The organism is Micromonospora sp. DT48 (genome assembly GCF_049844495.1).
Taxonomy (GTDB): Bacteria; Actinomycetota; Actinomycetes; order Mycobacteriales; family Micromonosporaceae; genus Micromonospora.
Window position 1 is genome coordinate 123,284 of sequence record NZ_JBNCLE010000011.1, and the last position, 14,459, is coordinate 137,742.

Below are 14,459 nucleotides of genomic sequence, written 5' to 3' on the forward strand. Positions count from 1 at the left end.
TGATGATCACTTATGATCCTCGCCATGCCCGCACCCCCCGCGCCGCCGGTCCTCGACGCTGCGGCCGCGTACCCTCAGGTGGCCGCCGCCCGTGGCGCGCTGGCCGCCGGTGACTGGCCGGCGTTGCGCACCCTCGTCGAGGACCAGGACGCCCACGGTCGCACGACCCTCGTCAGCGAGATCGGCGGCGCACCCCACGCCGAGGCGTTCCTGCCCAAGGCGTTCGCCGAGCAACCGGACGACCCGGTGGCCGCCGCCATGCTGGGAGCACACCTGATCATCGCCGGATGGCGGATCCGGACGGGCAGCCGGGCGCAGGACGTCAGCCGGGAGCAGTTCGTCCAGTTCTTCGACCACCTGCGCCGGGCCGAGCAGATCCTCATCGAGGCCACCGCCCGCCACCCGCAGGACGCGGCGGCCTGGACCCAGCGCGTCACCAGCGCCCGCGGCCTGGAACTCGGCCAGTCCGAGGCCCGCCGCCGCTACGATCGGCTCGCCGCCGGGCACCCGCACCACCTGCCGGCGCAGAGCTCCCTGTTGCAGCAGCTCTGCCCGAAGTGGAGCGGCAGCTGGGAGAAGGCGTACGCCTTCGCGTGGGAATGCGCCGACGCGGCACCCGCCGGCGCGCCCAACGCCGTCCTCATCGTCGAAGCGCACCTGGAACAGGCATTCGACCACGACAGCCTGGCCGCCGGGCGGGCATTCCTGCGCACCCCGCAGGTGCGCAGCGCGATCCACGACGCGGCGCAGCGCTCCGTGTGGCACCGCGAGTTCCGCCACGACTGGGGCTGGGTCGAGGTCCGCAGCACCTTCGCCCTCGCCTTCTGCCTCATGCACGAGTGGACGTCGGCGGCACAACAGTTCGCCGCCCTCGGCGACCTCGGCGCCGAGTCGATGTTCGGCTACTTCGGCGACCCGGCGGAGGAGTTCCAGCGGTTCCGCAAGAAGGCGTACGCGAAGGGCGGCCGGCCGTGATCCAACACCTGGAAACCGACGGGGTGCCGACCCTGCTCGCACCCACCGGCGGCCCGATGCGCGCCGGGCTGACCTTCCGGGTCGGCACCGCCGACGAGACGTTGGCCCGCCACGGCATCACCCACCTGCTCGAACACCTCGTCCTCGCCCCGTTGGGCAGCGCCGACTACCACTTCAACGGCGCTACCGGGCCCACCTTCACCACCTTCCACATGCAAGGCTCGGCGCCGGACATCGCCACCTTCCTCACCTCCGTCTGCGCCAACCTCACCGACCTGCCGACCGGCCGGTTGGAGGTGGAGAAGGACATCCTGCGCACCGAGTGGAGCAGCCGGGGAAGCGCCGCCATCGACGACATCCCGTTGTGGCGTCACGGCGCCCGTGACCACGGCCTCAGCAGCTACCCGGAGTGGGGGCTCGCCAGGCTCACCGCCGAGGACCTGCGCCAGTGGGCCGCCCGCTGGTTCACCCGGGAGAACGCGGTGCTCTGGATCGCCGGTGACCGGGTGCCCGAAGGACTGCGGCTGGAGTTGCCCACCGGCACCCGCCAGCCCGTACCCACCGCCTCGTCGGCACTGCCGACCACCCCGGCGTACTTCGTGCACGGCTCCCGTGCGGTGATCCTCGACGCGGTGGTGCGACGACGGACCGCCGCGGGCATCTTCGCCGAGGTGCTGGAACGCGAACTGTTCCGGGCGTTGCGGCAGGACGCCGGCCTCTCGTACACCATCAGCAGCGGGTACGAACCGCGCGGCGACGGGCAGGCACACCTGAGGGCCCTCGCCGACGCGCTGGCCGAGAAGCAGGACGCCGTACTCGGCGGCTTCATCGACGTGCTGGCCAAACTACGGGTGGGCCGGATCGAGCAGAGCGACCTCGACGCCGCGGTGGCCAAGCGGATCGACATCTACTCCACCGCCGAGGCCGACGCCGCCCGGCTGCCCGCGTACGCCCTCAACCTGCTCACCGGCGAACCGAACCACACCATCGACGAGCATCTCGCGCTGCTGAAGGCGGTCACCCTCGCCGACCTGCACGAGGTCGCCCACGAGACGTACGCCTCGGCACTGCTGATGGTGCCGGAGGGGACCCGCGCCGACTGGGCCGGCTTCACGGCCGCGCCGACCTCGTCCCAGTCGTCCGTGTCGGGCACCACCTACCACGCCCGTGACGACAACAGCCGCCTGCTCGTCGGCACCGAAGGCGTCAGCCTCGTCCGTCCCAACAGCATCCTCACCGTCACCTACGCCGACTGTGCGGCGATGCTCGCCTGGCCGGACGGCGCGAGACAGCTCATCGGCCACGACGCGCTCGTGCTGCACATCGAACCGACCCTGTTCGACCTCCGCCCGGCGGCGACGAACGTCATCGACAGTGGGGTACCGGCCGACCGGCAGATCATGCTGCCGCCCCGCAGCCCGGAGGAGATCCCGCAGCCGGGTGCCGTACGCCAGGCCCACGAGCATCTGAACCGGCCGAAGCGGCCCGGGTGGGAGACCCTGCTGATCACGATCAGCGGCCTCGCCGCGCTGGTGGTGGGCGGGTTCACCCTGCTGCTCACCATCGGCCTGTTGATCGAGCCCACCGCCGAGGAGGACGTCGCCGTACTGTGGGGTGCGGTCGTGGTCGGATGGCTGCTCACTGTTATTCTCGCGTTGCCCGTCGTGCTGCTCACGCGAGGGCGACGCCGGTAAGGAGAGGCCGTCGGGATAAGATCCGGCCCGGTGCCGGGGCGGTAGCTCAGCCGGTTAGAGCAGGGGACTCATAATCCCTCGGTCGCGGGTTCGAGTCCCGCCCGCCCCACCGACCGCACCATTGTGCGAACCGGTGGTTGTTCATCGTGAGTGCCCCCGTCCGGGTTGGGCGGGGGCATCGTCGTGCCGGTGGGGATCTTGAAGACGGGTACGACGCCTTGGTCGGTGATCTGGACTTCGGCGATGAGAGTCTCGATGGCGGCCTTGCGTTCGCTGGTCGTGCCGCTGGCCATGATCGTGGTGAGGTGCTCGCGGATCCGGGTGATGGTGGCGGGCGGCGGGGGCGCGGGTGGGGCGGCGAGGTCGACTTCGAGTTCGGCGTGGCGCGTGTGGAGGTGAGCCAGACGCTGGCGGAGTTCGCGGATGCGAGGCCCGGCGGTGGCGTCGTCCATGGTGCCGTTTTCGAAGGCGGTGTGGTAGCGGCTGATGGCTGCCTCGGTGGTGGTGATCTGATGGGCGGTCGCGCCGAGTTCGACGCGTCGGTCGTCGCTGGTGGTGTCGCGTTGGGCGTGAGCGCGTTCGATCATGGCGGCCAGGACGGGTTCGGCGGTGGCGTAGAAGTCGTGTAGGGCTTGAAGGACGAGTTGGTCGAGGTCGTCGGCGGGGAGTCTGGGCGCGGTGCAGGTGGCGTGTTTGCCGTATCGGGTACGGGTGAAGCAGGTGTAGTAGCGGTAGCGGCGGGTGCGGCCGTTGGCGGAGGTGCCGATGTAGCGCTGTCCGCAGTGGGGACAGGTGAGTAGGCCGGTGAGGTAGTAGTCGGAGTCGGACATGGCGCGTTGGGTTTGGGTGTCTCCTCGGGCGTTGGCGATGTCTTGGGCGCGTTGGAAGGTGGCCCGGTCGATGAGGGGGTCGTGGGCGTCGGGGACGTAGACGTCGCGGTAGGCGATGTCGCCGACGTAGGCGGGGTTGTCGAGGATCCGGTTGATGGTGTGTCCGGACCACTTCTTTCCGGTGCGGTTGGGGACGCCGCGTTGGTTGAGGACGGTGGCGATGGCGCGGGTGCCGTGCCGGTCGCGGGTGTAGAGACGGAAGATGTCGCGGAGGATGGGTGCTTCGTCGGGGTGGGGGACGAGGCGGTGGTCGGGGTCGAGTTGGTAGCCGTAGGGGCGGGTGCCGCCGGCCCATTTGCCTTTGCTGGCTTTCGCGGTCATTCCACTCTTCACTCGGTCGATGATGATGTTGCGTTCGAATTCTGCGAAGACGGCGAGGAGTTGGAGCATCATGCGACCGAAGGGTCCGCCGGTGTCGACGGGTTCGGTGGCGGATGAGAATCGGACGTTTGATGCTTCGAGGATGGTGATGAGGTCGAGGAGGTCGGCGACGCTTCGGCTGAATCGGTCGAGTCGGTAGACGAGCAGGACGTCGTAGAGGCCGGCTTTCGCGGCGTGGAGTGCTTTCTTGAGTCCGGGGCGTTCGGTGGTGGCGCCGGAGGCGTCGTCTTCGTATTCGGCGACGATGGTCCAGCCGGGCTGAGAGGCGACGTACTTTTCGAGGGCGGCGCGTTGGGCGTCGAGGGAGAAGGGTTGGTGTTCGTCGTCGGTGGAGCGGCGGATGTAGACGCAGACTCGACGAGGGCCGGTCGGCTGCTCGGCGGTGAGGGTGTGGGCGCGTCGGCCGCGTCGTCTCGGTGGGGTGAGGGGTGACGTGGCAGGCATTGTGGCAGGTTGTCCTTCGAATTCAGAGGGGGCTGGAGTGCTGGCGGCCCGGGGCGAGCCGCCAGCGGCTGTCCGGGCTGGCTGGTCTACGGGGTGAGGTGGGGGTGGTCGTCGAGGAAGTGGTTGAGTAGGACGGCGAGGGCTTCGGCGGCGTTGTCGATTTCGTCGATGGTCATGGGTACGATGTCGATCCGCGCGATAACCATCGGGATCGGCTGCTCCATTTTGCTAGCGCGGTTGGGTATTGCACCACCGTTTGTTGTGGTGGTACCGGGATGCGTTTCGTCAGGATAGCTCCGGACGGCGTTTTCGTGGTGGGGCGTGTTCGCCACTGTCCTCCGAAAAGCATGCGAGTCGTCTGGTGTCGGAGTCCTTCACTCATGGGGTGTCCTTTCCGTGCGAAATCAACAAGCATCAGCGTTTACGGGCTGGGATGACTTGACCTTTCGGTAATGGTGAGGGTCGATTGTGTCCGTGCCGTCGGCCGGGTGGTTGGGCGGCCGACCATGTGCTCCCTTCCGAGGAAAGGTCTGCCGTGCCTCGCGAACGACTCAGCCGCCTGGCTGTCATCCCTGACGACGTGACCGATCCGCTGCTGTGGCGGTTGGCCTTCGACGTTGTGGCCGCTCATCAGCCGGGCTCGCGGGGCGACTGCCGGAACTTGCAGTGCGTCGGGCAGAGGGGCGTGTGCGCTGCCGCCCGCAACGCCCGCCGGGCGATGAGCCTCGCTCGGGCGAGCCGGCCGGCGCCTCCTCGACCGGGATCAGTGGTGAGGGGTTGTGCTCCCGTGCCCGCCCGACAGCGGGGTTCCTCCTTCAGTTGGTTCACCCGGCCGACGTCGATGCCGCTGCGGTTGACGGAGCCGCTGGTAGCCGCCTGACAGATGCGGTGGATACAAGCTGCCCACCGGTGGGGCGTCCGCGCTGTTCGGCGGCGAGTGAGCCACACACCCCGCTTTCTGGGCCGTCAGGGTTCCTGTCCGTACGGGCTGGTCGGCTTGGGGGTTGGGTATTGGGTGTCGTGGTGGGTGTCGGTGTAGGGCAGGTCGACCAGCCGCATCCGGCCGACGGTGCCGACGCCTGCGAGTTGCCAGACCGGTTCGGCGGGGCTGGCGTCGAGGGTGGTGCGCAGTTCGGCGGTGGTGGTGGCGATGACCGTCTCCAGGTCGGGGACGTCGGCGAGGCGGTGGTGCAGGTTCGTCTCGCGGCGGGCGGAGGGTAGGTGGAACAGCACGGGCCACGCCCAGGTGCTCATCCCATACAGCCGCTCGTACTTGACGATCTTCTCGGTGAGGACGTCGAGGCGTTCGCGGCCGGTGTCGTACTCGAGGAAGAAGGGCACGGACCGTCCGTGCTCGGTCCACACCCCGGCCCCGTCGGGGCGGGGAAGTCCTTTCGGTCCGTGGACCATCATCTGCGGGTTGCCGCCCTTGCGGTAGAACACGCCGGGCTCGTGGAAGGCGGAGGCGGGTTGCCAGCGGTCCAGGACCGTGTGCGGGTGGGTGCGGGCGTGGGCGGCGAGGTCGATGAAGATCTGGTTGCCGCCGAGCAGGTGCGGCAGGTCCCGGCGTGAGGTGAGGGACTGTTTGCGGCGGCGGGCCTGGTCCCGGCGTGGTGGTCCGAGTCCGCGTTGGGCGTGGACGTGGTCGTAGCCGAGCTGGTCCAGGACGTAGTGGTACGGGTAGGAGCCGCCGTCTGGTCGGTTGGGTCGGAACCGGTCCACCGCCCCGAGATTGGTGAGGCGCAGGAGCCGGCGTTGGGTGAAGTCCAGGGACGGGAACAGGGCAGCGGCGACCTGATCGGTGGTCAGGACGCCGTGGTCGTAGAGCCAGCCGAGGAGGCGGTCGTCGCGGCCGGTGATGCTGGCCTGCAACCGCAGCAGCGGATCCGGAACTGGTAGGCGTTTACGCATACGCGCCCCCAGGGGGGAGATCCCCAGGATGAGGGTCTGTCTGGAGCAGGACCGCAGCAGTGGAAGCGGGGCTGAACTGGGCTGTGAGGCGGGGTGGGGGGTCGGTTCGGGGGTCGGTGTCAAGACCGACGGTCACACGGCGACCGACACCGACAGCCACACGGCCGGTAACACCGGACCCATGGCCGTGGTGGTGCGAGAAGAAGTGCGACGTGGACCGGCGATCGTGTTGCTGGCCGAGATAGTGAACGCTGAGCTGGGTGAACACGTGCATGCTCCTTGACCGGAAAGTGTTGGATGGTGCACCTCGGTCGTACCGGAGAGACGGACGGCGGGTGCACGCTCGTCGGATCGGGCCAGGTTCTGTCAGACATGGACTTCCTGACAGAACCGCCGACCGAGCCGTGAAGGGCACCGACTGACAGAACTCGCGTTCTGTCACGCGACATCTGCTGGGGACAGATCCGGCGAGAGCTGTCGGGGCGGGCTGGTCTCGGCACGCAGGACACGCACGAGCGCCGAGGCGGTGGCGTTGGACAGTTGGTGCCCGTCAGCGCGTAGCTGTCGCGCGAGGGCCTTACGGGACAACGGTGTCCCTTGGGCCGCGAGGGCACGGGCGGCGGTCCGGGCGACCGGGACCAACGCCGCGATCTCCGGCCCACCGTCCCGGACCCCCGCGTGGCTGTTGCGACTGTCCGGGACCGTCGACTGCCCGTCCAGGGCGGTGGCGGTGACCGCTGGGGTGGAGTCCGGGACCGCGGCCGTGTCGGCGTGGACCGGCGCAGCCGGTCCGGGGACCGTCTCGGTGGCGTCCGGGACCGTGGCACGGGTGCCGGAAACTGGCCCGGACCCGACCCGCCCGGGCCGGCTGTCCGGGGCGGGCGGGGCTGTCCGGTGGAGCGGGGCAGGATCGGCACGGCCGAGAGCGATCTTCACCATCGCCAGGAAGCCGAGCGCCGGCAACGCGGCAGCGATCCTGCCGATCACCGACGGCTCCGCCCCGACCACCTGGGCCGCCAGGGACAGGAACACCGCCACCGTCAACACCGTCGCCGGAAACGCGACGCTCTTGCCCAGCCGTCGGTTACGGCGCAGCTCCAGGCCCGCCGCGATCGACGTCAGCTCCAACACGACCGCGTCCGCCCAAGCCAGCCAGCCCGGCTGGCCGTGCGCGGCGGCGACGTCATGGACGTGACGGAAGGACGCCGCGCCCGCCGCACCACCGATCAACAGCATGATCAGTACCTGGACGCGATCCTCGAGCCGCTCCCGCCTCGACCGCACCTCGACGGACCGGGCATCCGGTTGATGCTCAGGTCTCGCCTACGGCCCACCACCCGTGGACAGACAGCCCGCGCACGGCCCCAGCCAAAACGGCCAGGCCAGCGCGGACCGAAACCGCAGGCCCGACGGACACCGCCCCCAGCCTCGCCACATTGATGTTGAATGAAGTCACTTTGTTTGCTCCATGAATGGTCGTAGGGTTTCGATGTACGGCGAATGAAGGCCGCCCGGGACGACCGCCTGCGATCACGCTTCCGGGCAGGCGTGTTCCTGCCGGATGACGCCCGGCCGGGCGGACCTCATTCGCGCGCAGAGGTCGTGCGATCACTATGGACGATTCAACGAACAAGCCGGACCCCGCAGCGGGGCAGGCGAAGAGGGCAGAATGCGTCGCGTAGCCCGCACGACAGGCCACGCTCAGCAACGAACACAGGACAGGGGCCAGCAGAGCCACAAAGGGGCAGAACTCACCAACAGCGCCCATGTGGAGCGCCAGAGGCGAAGCGGCGGCTCAGCTCGCCGGCAGCCGAACCTTCATGTGGGTCCTCCTATCACTCCACGCCCCCGACAACGTCGACCCGAACGACAGCAGGCACCCCAACTCCGGGAATGCCTGCCTCTCCGTGGCCCACCGCGCCAAGCGGCGGTACGAGAACGCACAACCAGTACGCCCCGGCAACACCCACCGAGTCAACCTCGAATTCAACGGGCAACCCGCGCGCCCTGCGCGGTCAGTCCGGATGAGTCCAGGAAGGTCGCCTCCAATGACCGGCAGTACCTCTGCGTCCACCCGGCCACCGCGAAATATTCTGCTGTTCCGCTCATTCCTTGGGACGTTCTTCTCATCATTCAGGCGATGAGGGCGGAGGTGGTCAGCGAGTAGGTCCGTCTGCACATGGTCACGGCACTGCCGCCCGTCTCCATGCAGTGGTGAGTGTCGTTCCTTGCGGATCAGGTCGTAGCCGTCGAAGGTCGAGAGCATGCAGAGATGGATCCGCTGAAGGAACATCAACTGCTGGTGTTGCGGCGGATCGGCGACGGGGACGACCTCAGCGGCCCCGACGGGGTCGATCAGCGTCACACGGCTCGGGCATTGCAGACCCGTCGCCTCGTCGACATCAGCCGTCGAGGCGGCGTATGGCGGGTTCAGATCACCGACGCCGGCCGCTTCTACCTCGACAACGGCATCCACCCCGACCACCCCGACCGCATCTCGGGCGACACCACGGCACCCCGTCAGCGTGTCCGGACCCCCGCCTCTGCCAAGCAAGGTAAGCCGGCCCCGGCCCTCTCGGGAGCCGGTGACGCCACCAAGGTGGTCGGCTCGACGCCGTCTCCAGCCGCCGCGACGGTCGAGCAGGCCCGACAACTCGTCGAACGCCTCCAAGCCGAGGGCGGAACCGTGCGGGTGGAGAGTCCCGATACTGAGGAACGCGCCCGGTATCGGCGGGTCATCCACGCCGCCAAGCAGCACGGCCTCGTACCCGCCGGATTCCACCTCAAGCACACTGGCCGCGCCGCCGGGGATTTGATCATCCGCCTGTCCAGCGACAACGACCCCGACGAGACGGACTGGAATCGGATCCGACTCAACACCCGTCGCGTCACCACCGATCCTGACCTCGTGTTCGCCGCCCTGGAGAAGAACCCGGCCGGGCTGGAGGTCACCGAGGCATCCGTCCCCAGGGCGCTGGACCTGCTCCGTGGCCTCGCCGCCGAGGCCAGACGACGGGGCCACCGAGTCGGAGTGAACACCAAGACCAAGAACCCCTCCGTCTACCTGCAGGTCGACAAGACCCGCCGAAGGGTCAGGCTGATCGAGGAGTACGACGAAGTCCCCCACGTCCCCACCGCCGAGGAGACCCGTCAGCTACGCCGCAACCGGTGGCTGGTGATCCCCAAGACCGACCGGGTCGCCTCCGGCCGCCTGCGGTTGGAGATCGCCCGCGCCGGCTGGGACAAGAAAGACACCTGGACCGACGACAAGCGCACCACGCTGGAGAAACGCCTCCCTCGGATCATCCGGGACGTCGAGGCCGGCATCGCCGCTGACGAGGAAGCCAAACTGGCCGCCCAGCGAGCCCACGACGAATACGTCGCCGAGATGGAGCGGCAGGAGGCCGAAAAGCGTCGCCGCTGGCAGACCGCCCTCGACGAGGCCCGCCCCCAGGCCACCGAACTCCTGCGCAAGAAGGCATTCCGGCGCGCCTACGACTCCTGGACCTCCGCCAACGAGATCCGCGCCTTCTGCGACGCCCTCCAACAAACCGCGCCCGACGAACCGGCAAACTCGGAAAACCGCGCCCGATGGATCAACTGGGCACGAGCCGCCGCCGACCGCCTCGACCCCACCCGAGGAGACCGCGCCCTCGCCGACATCGACTTCGACATCGAACCCAAGCCCGACGACCTACGCCCCTTCATCGGCGACTGGAGCCCACACCAGCCCCACCGCGAATACCGCTCCGAACGCGACCAACAGGCCATCGACAACGCCCGACACCAAGCCGACACCTGGCACCACGGCATGCGCGGCGGGGCCACCTGGTGGCGCAAACGGCGCTGACGTCAGCGTTCAATTCGCCGTTCGTACACCGCGCGGTGTTTCCCAGGCCCCTTGTAGTCGTGGATCACCGATACTCCGTGCTCGACGGCGTCGCCGGGAACGTTGGTGAAGCCCAGGGCGAGCCACGCCCGGTGCGCGGCCTGGTTGTCGGGTTCCGAGGTAAGGAAGAGGCGCTGGCATTGCCAGAGGGAGCCCTGGCGGTGGACGTCTTCGATCAGCGCTCGTGTGATCCCCGCGCGGCGGTGGTTCGGGTGGGTCATCACGTCCTGGAGGTAGATCTCGGACGGGTCGATCTGGCTTCGGAAGGCGATCACGCTGCCGACGACCTGCCCGTCAACGATGGCAATCGGGCAGGTGTTCGCGAACAGCGTGGCGTACAGCCAGTAGTCCGATGAGCCCCGCAGCCTGATGTACGGCTCTCCGAGCGCCAACAGTTTCTTGAGGTCGGAAATCCGGTCGACCGTAAGCGGGGTGATGATCATCGGTGTTGCCCTTCGGTAAGCTTGATCGATGCGGTGAGGTCACGTGCGGCGGTGGTCGGGTCCAGGGAGTCGGTGACTCCGCGGCCGATGACGAGGATGTCCCATGAGTGTCGTCGGCTGGCTTCGACGTCGGTGGGTTCGAAGCCGCCGGATACCGCGATCGGTAGCTTTGTCCACGACCTGATGAGTTGTGCTTGGTCGAGGGGGTGAAAGCCGGCCACGCCCAGGTCGATGTTCGTGGTGATGGCGAAGCCGTCGATGCCCGTGCGTTCCATGTCCTGGACCCAGCCTTGGGTCAGCCGCCCCTCGGGCACGTCGATGACGACGGGGACCGCGAGGCGTTTGCTCGCTTCGACGGCTGCCGACACACTGGCGATGCTGGCGGGTCCGATGAGGAGTACGACGTCGGCTCCGGCCTCGGCGGCGAGAACGACCTGGTCGCGCCCCCAGTCTGCGGACATCATCTCGGCCACGACCCACGTGCCAGGAGCTTGTTGCTTAATGGCGCTGATGGCCTGGATACCGACGCTCTTGATGAGGGGGTCGCCGATCTCGATGAACTGCACGCCGGCAGTGGCGGCGGCCTGCGCGACGCGGATGGCGTAGTCGACGTCGCGGACATCGAGTGCGACTTGGAGTGCGCGTCCGTCTCGGAGTCGGCGGAAGGCTTCCTTGCTGATGCCTACCGTCGTGTTCGTGCCCGCGCCCTGTCCGTCAAGCAGGCTGGCTTCGGCACGAACGAGCCAGTCGGTCGAGGCGACGCCCTCGCTGACCAAGGCGGTTTGAACGTTCGCGGGTAGCCGTAGGGCGCCGGTGCGGATCTCTCGGAGCAGCCCGAACAGGGCACCGCGAGCGGAGTCGTCGTCTTGAACCGGTCGTCTGCCGGATTTGAGCAGGAGCCGCTGAGCGGCGACTCGGACGTTCCGAGGGCCGCTTCGCCACGCCTCCTGCTTCCTGATCACCAGGTCGGCGGCCGAGTGGTCGTGCCCGGCACGAGCGGCGAGCCCTTGGAGGAGGCGCTCGCGGACGTGCCAGTTCCGGTCTTCGAGGAGAGTGGCGAGCAGGTGCTCCGTGCCGGGCGCGGTGGAGCGGCCGGCGGCGTCGGCGACGGCGGCGCGGACCTTGTAGTCGCGGTCCGTGACCAACGCTTCCAGGATCGTGGTCATCGTTTGTGGTGGGATGGCGCGGCCGGCTTGGATCCCTTCGGCGACGGCTGCGCGGGCTCGCCAGTCGGGGTGGGCGAGGAGCGCCTCCAGCTCTTGTGACCGACCGTCGTCGGTGGCGATGAAGACGTAGAAGTGTCGGGCGAGGAACACCGCGTCTTCTACCGTGTCGAGTTGCGCGAGTCGGACGAAGTCGTGGATGGCCGCGATGGGTAGCTGCGTCTCGACGCACGCCACGATGTCGTCCCAGACCGCCGGGCCGAAGCGGCGCAGTACCCGCAGCATCCATCGCGGGTACTCCGCGCCGAGGGCGGTGGTGGCTGCGCTGGCGTGCAAGAGGGCTCTGGCGAGTGGCAGGCCGTTGTCGTGTAGGCACCGGGAGGCGCACACGCGCAGCACTTCTGCCGTGGCGAAGGTCGGGGTGTCGCCGGTGAGCTCGAGCATCAACGGCAGCGTTTCGGTGATGCTGACCGACGGTGACTGGGCGACGGCGGCCAGCAGCTCCGGCGACGTGGCATCCAAGCCCTGAAGGGCGAATTCCAGGACGCCTCGCAGGTCGGCTGATGTGCTGGTGCGAGCGGCTAGGTCGTTGAGGAGCTCGATGGTGGTGGTCGAGCGGCCGTGGGCCTCGATGAGCTGGGCGAGCCACCGCGCGAAAAGGTACTCACGAATGACGTCGTGATGGAACGCCAGAGCACCGGTCGGTCCGGGTCGTACGAGCCCCGCGACCGAGGACGCGGTGAGGTGATCGTCATCGCCTGGGCCGTCATCGAGCGCCGGGAGTAGGGGGTGGGGCCAGGCCGCGGCGAGTTGCCGGCGCGCGAGAGCCGTCAGGTCTGCGGTCGTGCGTTCGACATCAAGTCCCGCCGCTTTCAAGATCGAGGCGACGCAGAATTCCACGAGCCGGTAGGCATCGGTGTGCCCGAGTGGCTCGGTCGACTTGGCGGCACGGATGAGGCTCATGTACAGCGGCAGGCGGACCAAGTTGCGAATCTTCGCCGGCAGCACGTCGAACGAAGGCTCGCTCTCGGACCGCTGGGCGTTCCATACCTGCCGGGCGCTGCCAGCGTCCCATCGCTCCAGCCGCAGCGATCCGCCGACGCCGTGGTCCTGACCTGGCATGACTGCCGCCGCCAGAACGGGGTAGGGCGCGAGCTCGATCTCCGGCGGCGTGCGCAGTACGAGGAGGAATCTCAGGTTCCCTGACAGCACCTGCCGCAGCGCGCCGTCGAGTTGGCGGCAGACCTTCTCCACCACGGCGCGGGACTGCGGACTATCGATGACGACGAACAGCGGCCTGGACAGGCTCTGGCTCTCACCTTCCAAGGTCAGTAAGGGATCCTCCCCGGCCGGCAGGGAGCCGTAGCGGAGGATCTCGCGCGCCAGGTCGATGTCCTCAGTCCATGAGTCCGCCGTCAGCAGCTGTACATCGACTCCGGAAGCCTGCGCCGCCAGATGGCGGGTGAAGCTGGTCTTGCCACCGCCAGGCGGGCCGGTGAGCAGGTAGACGCGGGCGGTCGAGGCGAGAAAGTCCGCGACCAGACGCTGGACGTCAGCCGGCGGCACGTAGACGAGGTCGTCGGGCTGCTGGCCACCGAGCGCCGCGAGAATGGCGGTGGTCCGTTCACTGGAACGGGCACCGAGGTCCTGTCTTGTCTGCTGAGAGCCATCGGCGGGAGCCCGCGATTGGCTTGGCACGGGAGCGGCTGACGCCTTGAGGACCTGGGTGAATCGCTGCTTGACCTCGGTCGGCGATCGCGCGAGGTCGACGTCGAGCATCTGCTGGGTCTCGTAGCGCATCCGGCTCGTGGCACCACGCTTCTCCCAGTTGGAGACGGCCGCTGGATTGACCCCCAGGTGTTCGGCGAAACCGCGCACGCTCATACGTAGCGCCAGGCGAAATGCCTTGGCCTCGCGGCCGGTCCACCGCCGTACCGTCTCCACTGGTATCCCCCAGGGCCGTGCACTCAGCGTCATTGTCGCAGTCGGCAGCGTAGTAGACGACGGCCGGCGCAGACGAGCTGAAACTAGGACAACACTAGGACGTTCACGCATCGTCAGGGCCGGATCGGACCCGCAGGCTGGTTGCACAGACAACCACGGCGGTGGATCGGCGATTCGGACCCACGCCACCGCTGTGACCAGCCCTCGCATTACGGGCAGCGCTGATGGTGGAGGTGCATGTGGCCATTGACGTGCGCAGCAACAACGTGCACGACCGTGCTCGACGTGCCGGCCCCGACTCCGGAGGTGAACGGACGACGCGGCTCGGCCTGCCCACCTCGGCGACGTACACCCTCGATGGTCTGCTGTGCTGCCGCAGTTGCGGCATCTCCCTGCAGCCCGTCCTGATGCTCGGTCGGCGTGCCTACCGTGGGCCCTGCGGTTGCCGGTTGACGGCCGTGGACGCCGCGAACATCGAGCAGCTTGTTCTGAAGGCGGTGGCCGGGCCGGCACCGGGCCTGGTGGCGGACGCCTCGCCTGAGGAACTCAGGCGAATCTTTCGCCGCTTGTTCGTCGCCGTCCGGGTCGGTGGCTGCGCGCAGGACCTGTCCATCACCTGGCGCCCCTGACGGCGAACCAGTAGCTCTCCACGCGCTGGTCCATCAATCCACAGCAGGCAACCAGAGGAACTCCGATCAACGCCGGAGTCGATGACGGAAGGAACG

The 14,459-nt window shown here is 68.4% G+C and carries 9 protein-coding genes, 1 tRNA gene and 1 pseudogene; 6 read left to right on the forward strand and 5 right to left on the reverse strand.

Annotated features, from left to right (window positions below):
• Window positions 1-24 precede the first annotated feature (24 nt).
• The 4 genes from ACLQ2S_RS15315 to ACLQ2S_RS15330 all read left to right on the forward strand — a co-directional run bounded on the left by ACLQ2S_RS15315 (window position 25) and on the right by ACLQ2S_RS15330 (window position 3,298).
• Entirely contained in the window at window positions 25-975 is a 951-nt protein-coding gene (locus ACLQ2S_RS15315; protein WP_155220664.1) for a hypothetical protein, read from the forward strand.
• Window positions 972-2,669 carry a M16 family metallopeptidase gene (locus tag ACLQ2S_RS15320; RefSeq protein WP_425701892.1) on the forward strand — a complete coding sequence of 566 codons (1,698 nt, stop codon included), beginning with the start codon at window positions 972-974 and terminating at the stop codon, window positions 2,667-2,669. The genes ACLQ2S_RS15315 and ACLQ2S_RS15320 overlap by 4 nt, the downstream gene beginning before the upstream one ends.
• A 35-nt stretch (window positions 2,670-2,704) precedes the next feature.
• Window positions 2,705-2,778 (forward strand) — tRNA-Ile (locus ACLQ2S_RS15325).
• 37 nt (window positions 2,779-2,815) lie between these two features.
• Window positions 2,816-3,298: a hypothetical protein gene (locus ACLQ2S_RS15330; RefSeq protein ID WP_425701893.1), complete on the forward strand. Its 483-nt coding sequence runs from the start codon at window positions 2,816-2,818 to the stop codon at window positions 3,296-3,298.
• A 9-nt stretch (window positions 3,299-3,307) separates the two neighbouring features.
• Here ACLQ2S_RS15330 and ACLQ2S_RS15335 read toward each other — a convergent pair.
• The 3 genes and pseudogenes from ACLQ2S_RS15335 to ACLQ2S_RS15345 form a co-directional block, all read right to left on the reverse strand.
• Window positions 3,308-4,384: pseudogene (locus tag ACLQ2S_RS15335) on the reverse strand (recombinase family protein); the annotation flags it as partial.
• Window positions 4,385-5,350: 966 nt separating this feature from the next.
• Window positions 5,351-6,295 carry a replication-relaxation family protein gene (locus ACLQ2S_RS15340; RefSeq protein WP_425701894.1) on the reverse strand — a complete coding sequence of 315 codons (945 nt, stop codon included), beginning with the start codon at window positions 6,293-6,295 and terminating at the stop codon, window positions 5,351-5,353.
• Window positions 6,296-6,733: 438 nt separating this feature from the next.
• On the reverse strand, window positions 6,734-7,531 hold the full coding sequence (locus ACLQ2S_RS15345; RefSeq protein ID WP_425701895.1) for a DUF2637 domain-containing protein: 798 nt from the start codon (window positions 7,529-7,531) through the stop codon (window positions 6,734-6,736).
• A gap of 1,036 nt (window positions 7,532-8,567) precedes the next feature.
• On the opposite strand from ACLQ2S_RS15345, the gene ACLQ2S_RS15350 reads away from it, so the two are divergent.
• Window positions 8,568-10,145, forward strand: a complete 1,578-nt coding sequence (locus ACLQ2S_RS15350; protein WP_425701896.1) for a hypothetical protein — start codon at window positions 8,568-8,570, stop codon at window positions 10,143-10,145.
• Window positions 10,146-10,147: 2 nt separating this feature from the next.
• Here ACLQ2S_RS15350 and ACLQ2S_RS15355 read toward each other — a convergent pair whose 3' ends face one another.
• Together ACLQ2S_RS15355 and ACLQ2S_RS15360 are read right to left on the reverse strand one after the other, a co-directional pair.
• Window positions 10,148-10,627: a GNAT family N-acetyltransferase gene (locus ACLQ2S_RS15355; RefSeq protein WP_425701897.1), complete on the reverse strand. Its 480-nt coding sequence runs from the start codon at window positions 10,625-10,627 to the stop codon at window positions 10,148-10,150.
• The gene (locus ACLQ2S_RS15360) at window positions 10,624-13,734 is read right to left on the reverse strand and encodes an orotidine 5'-phosphate decarboxylase / HUMPS family protein (protein WP_425701898.1); all 3,111 of its coding nucleotides are present in this window, start codon (window positions 13,732-13,734) and stop codon (window positions 10,624-10,626) included. Before ACLQ2S_RS15360 ends, ACLQ2S_RS15355 begins: the two co-directional genes overlap by 4 nt.
• 224 nt (window positions 13,735-13,958) lie before the next feature.
• Between ACLQ2S_RS15360 and ACLQ2S_RS15365 the strand changes: the two genes are divergently transcribed.
• Complete coding sequence (locus ACLQ2S_RS15365; RefSeq protein WP_425701899.1) at window positions 13,959-14,363, forward strand: hypothetical protein; 405 nt, start codon at window positions 13,959-13,961, stop codon at window positions 14,361-14,363.
• The last annotated feature ends 96 nt before the right edge of the window (window positions 14,364-14,459 follow it).

What these genes read in the sequence shown, in the direction of transcription:
- ACLQ2S_RS15355 (WP_425701897.1), bottom strand. Translation starts at nt 10,627, where the DNA reads ATGATCATCACCCCGCTTACGGTCGACCGGATTTCCGACCTCAAGAAA.
- ACLQ2S_RS15345 (WP_425701895.1), bottom strand. Translation starts at nt 7,531, where the DNA reads ATGCTGTTGATCGGTGGTGCGGCGGGCGCGGCGTCCTTCCGTCACGTC.
- ACLQ2S_RS15365 (WP_425701899.1), top strand. Translation starts at nt 13,959, where the DNA reads ATGGTGGAGGTGCATGTGGCCATTGACGTGCGCAGCAACAACGTGCAC.
- ACLQ2S_RS15315 (WP_155220664.1), top strand. Translation starts at nt 25, where the DNA reads ATGCCCGCACCCCCCGCGCCGCCGGTCCTCGACGCTGCGGCCGCGTAC.
- ACLQ2S_RS15350 (WP_425701896.1), top strand. Translation starts at nt 8,568, where the DNA reads ATGGATCCGCTGAAGGAACATCAACTGCTGGTGTTGCGGCGGATCGGC.
- ACLQ2S_RS15340 (WP_425701894.1), bottom strand. Translation starts at nt 6,295, where the DNA reads ATGCGTAAACGCCTACCAGTTCCGGATCCGCTGCTGCGGTTGCAGGCC.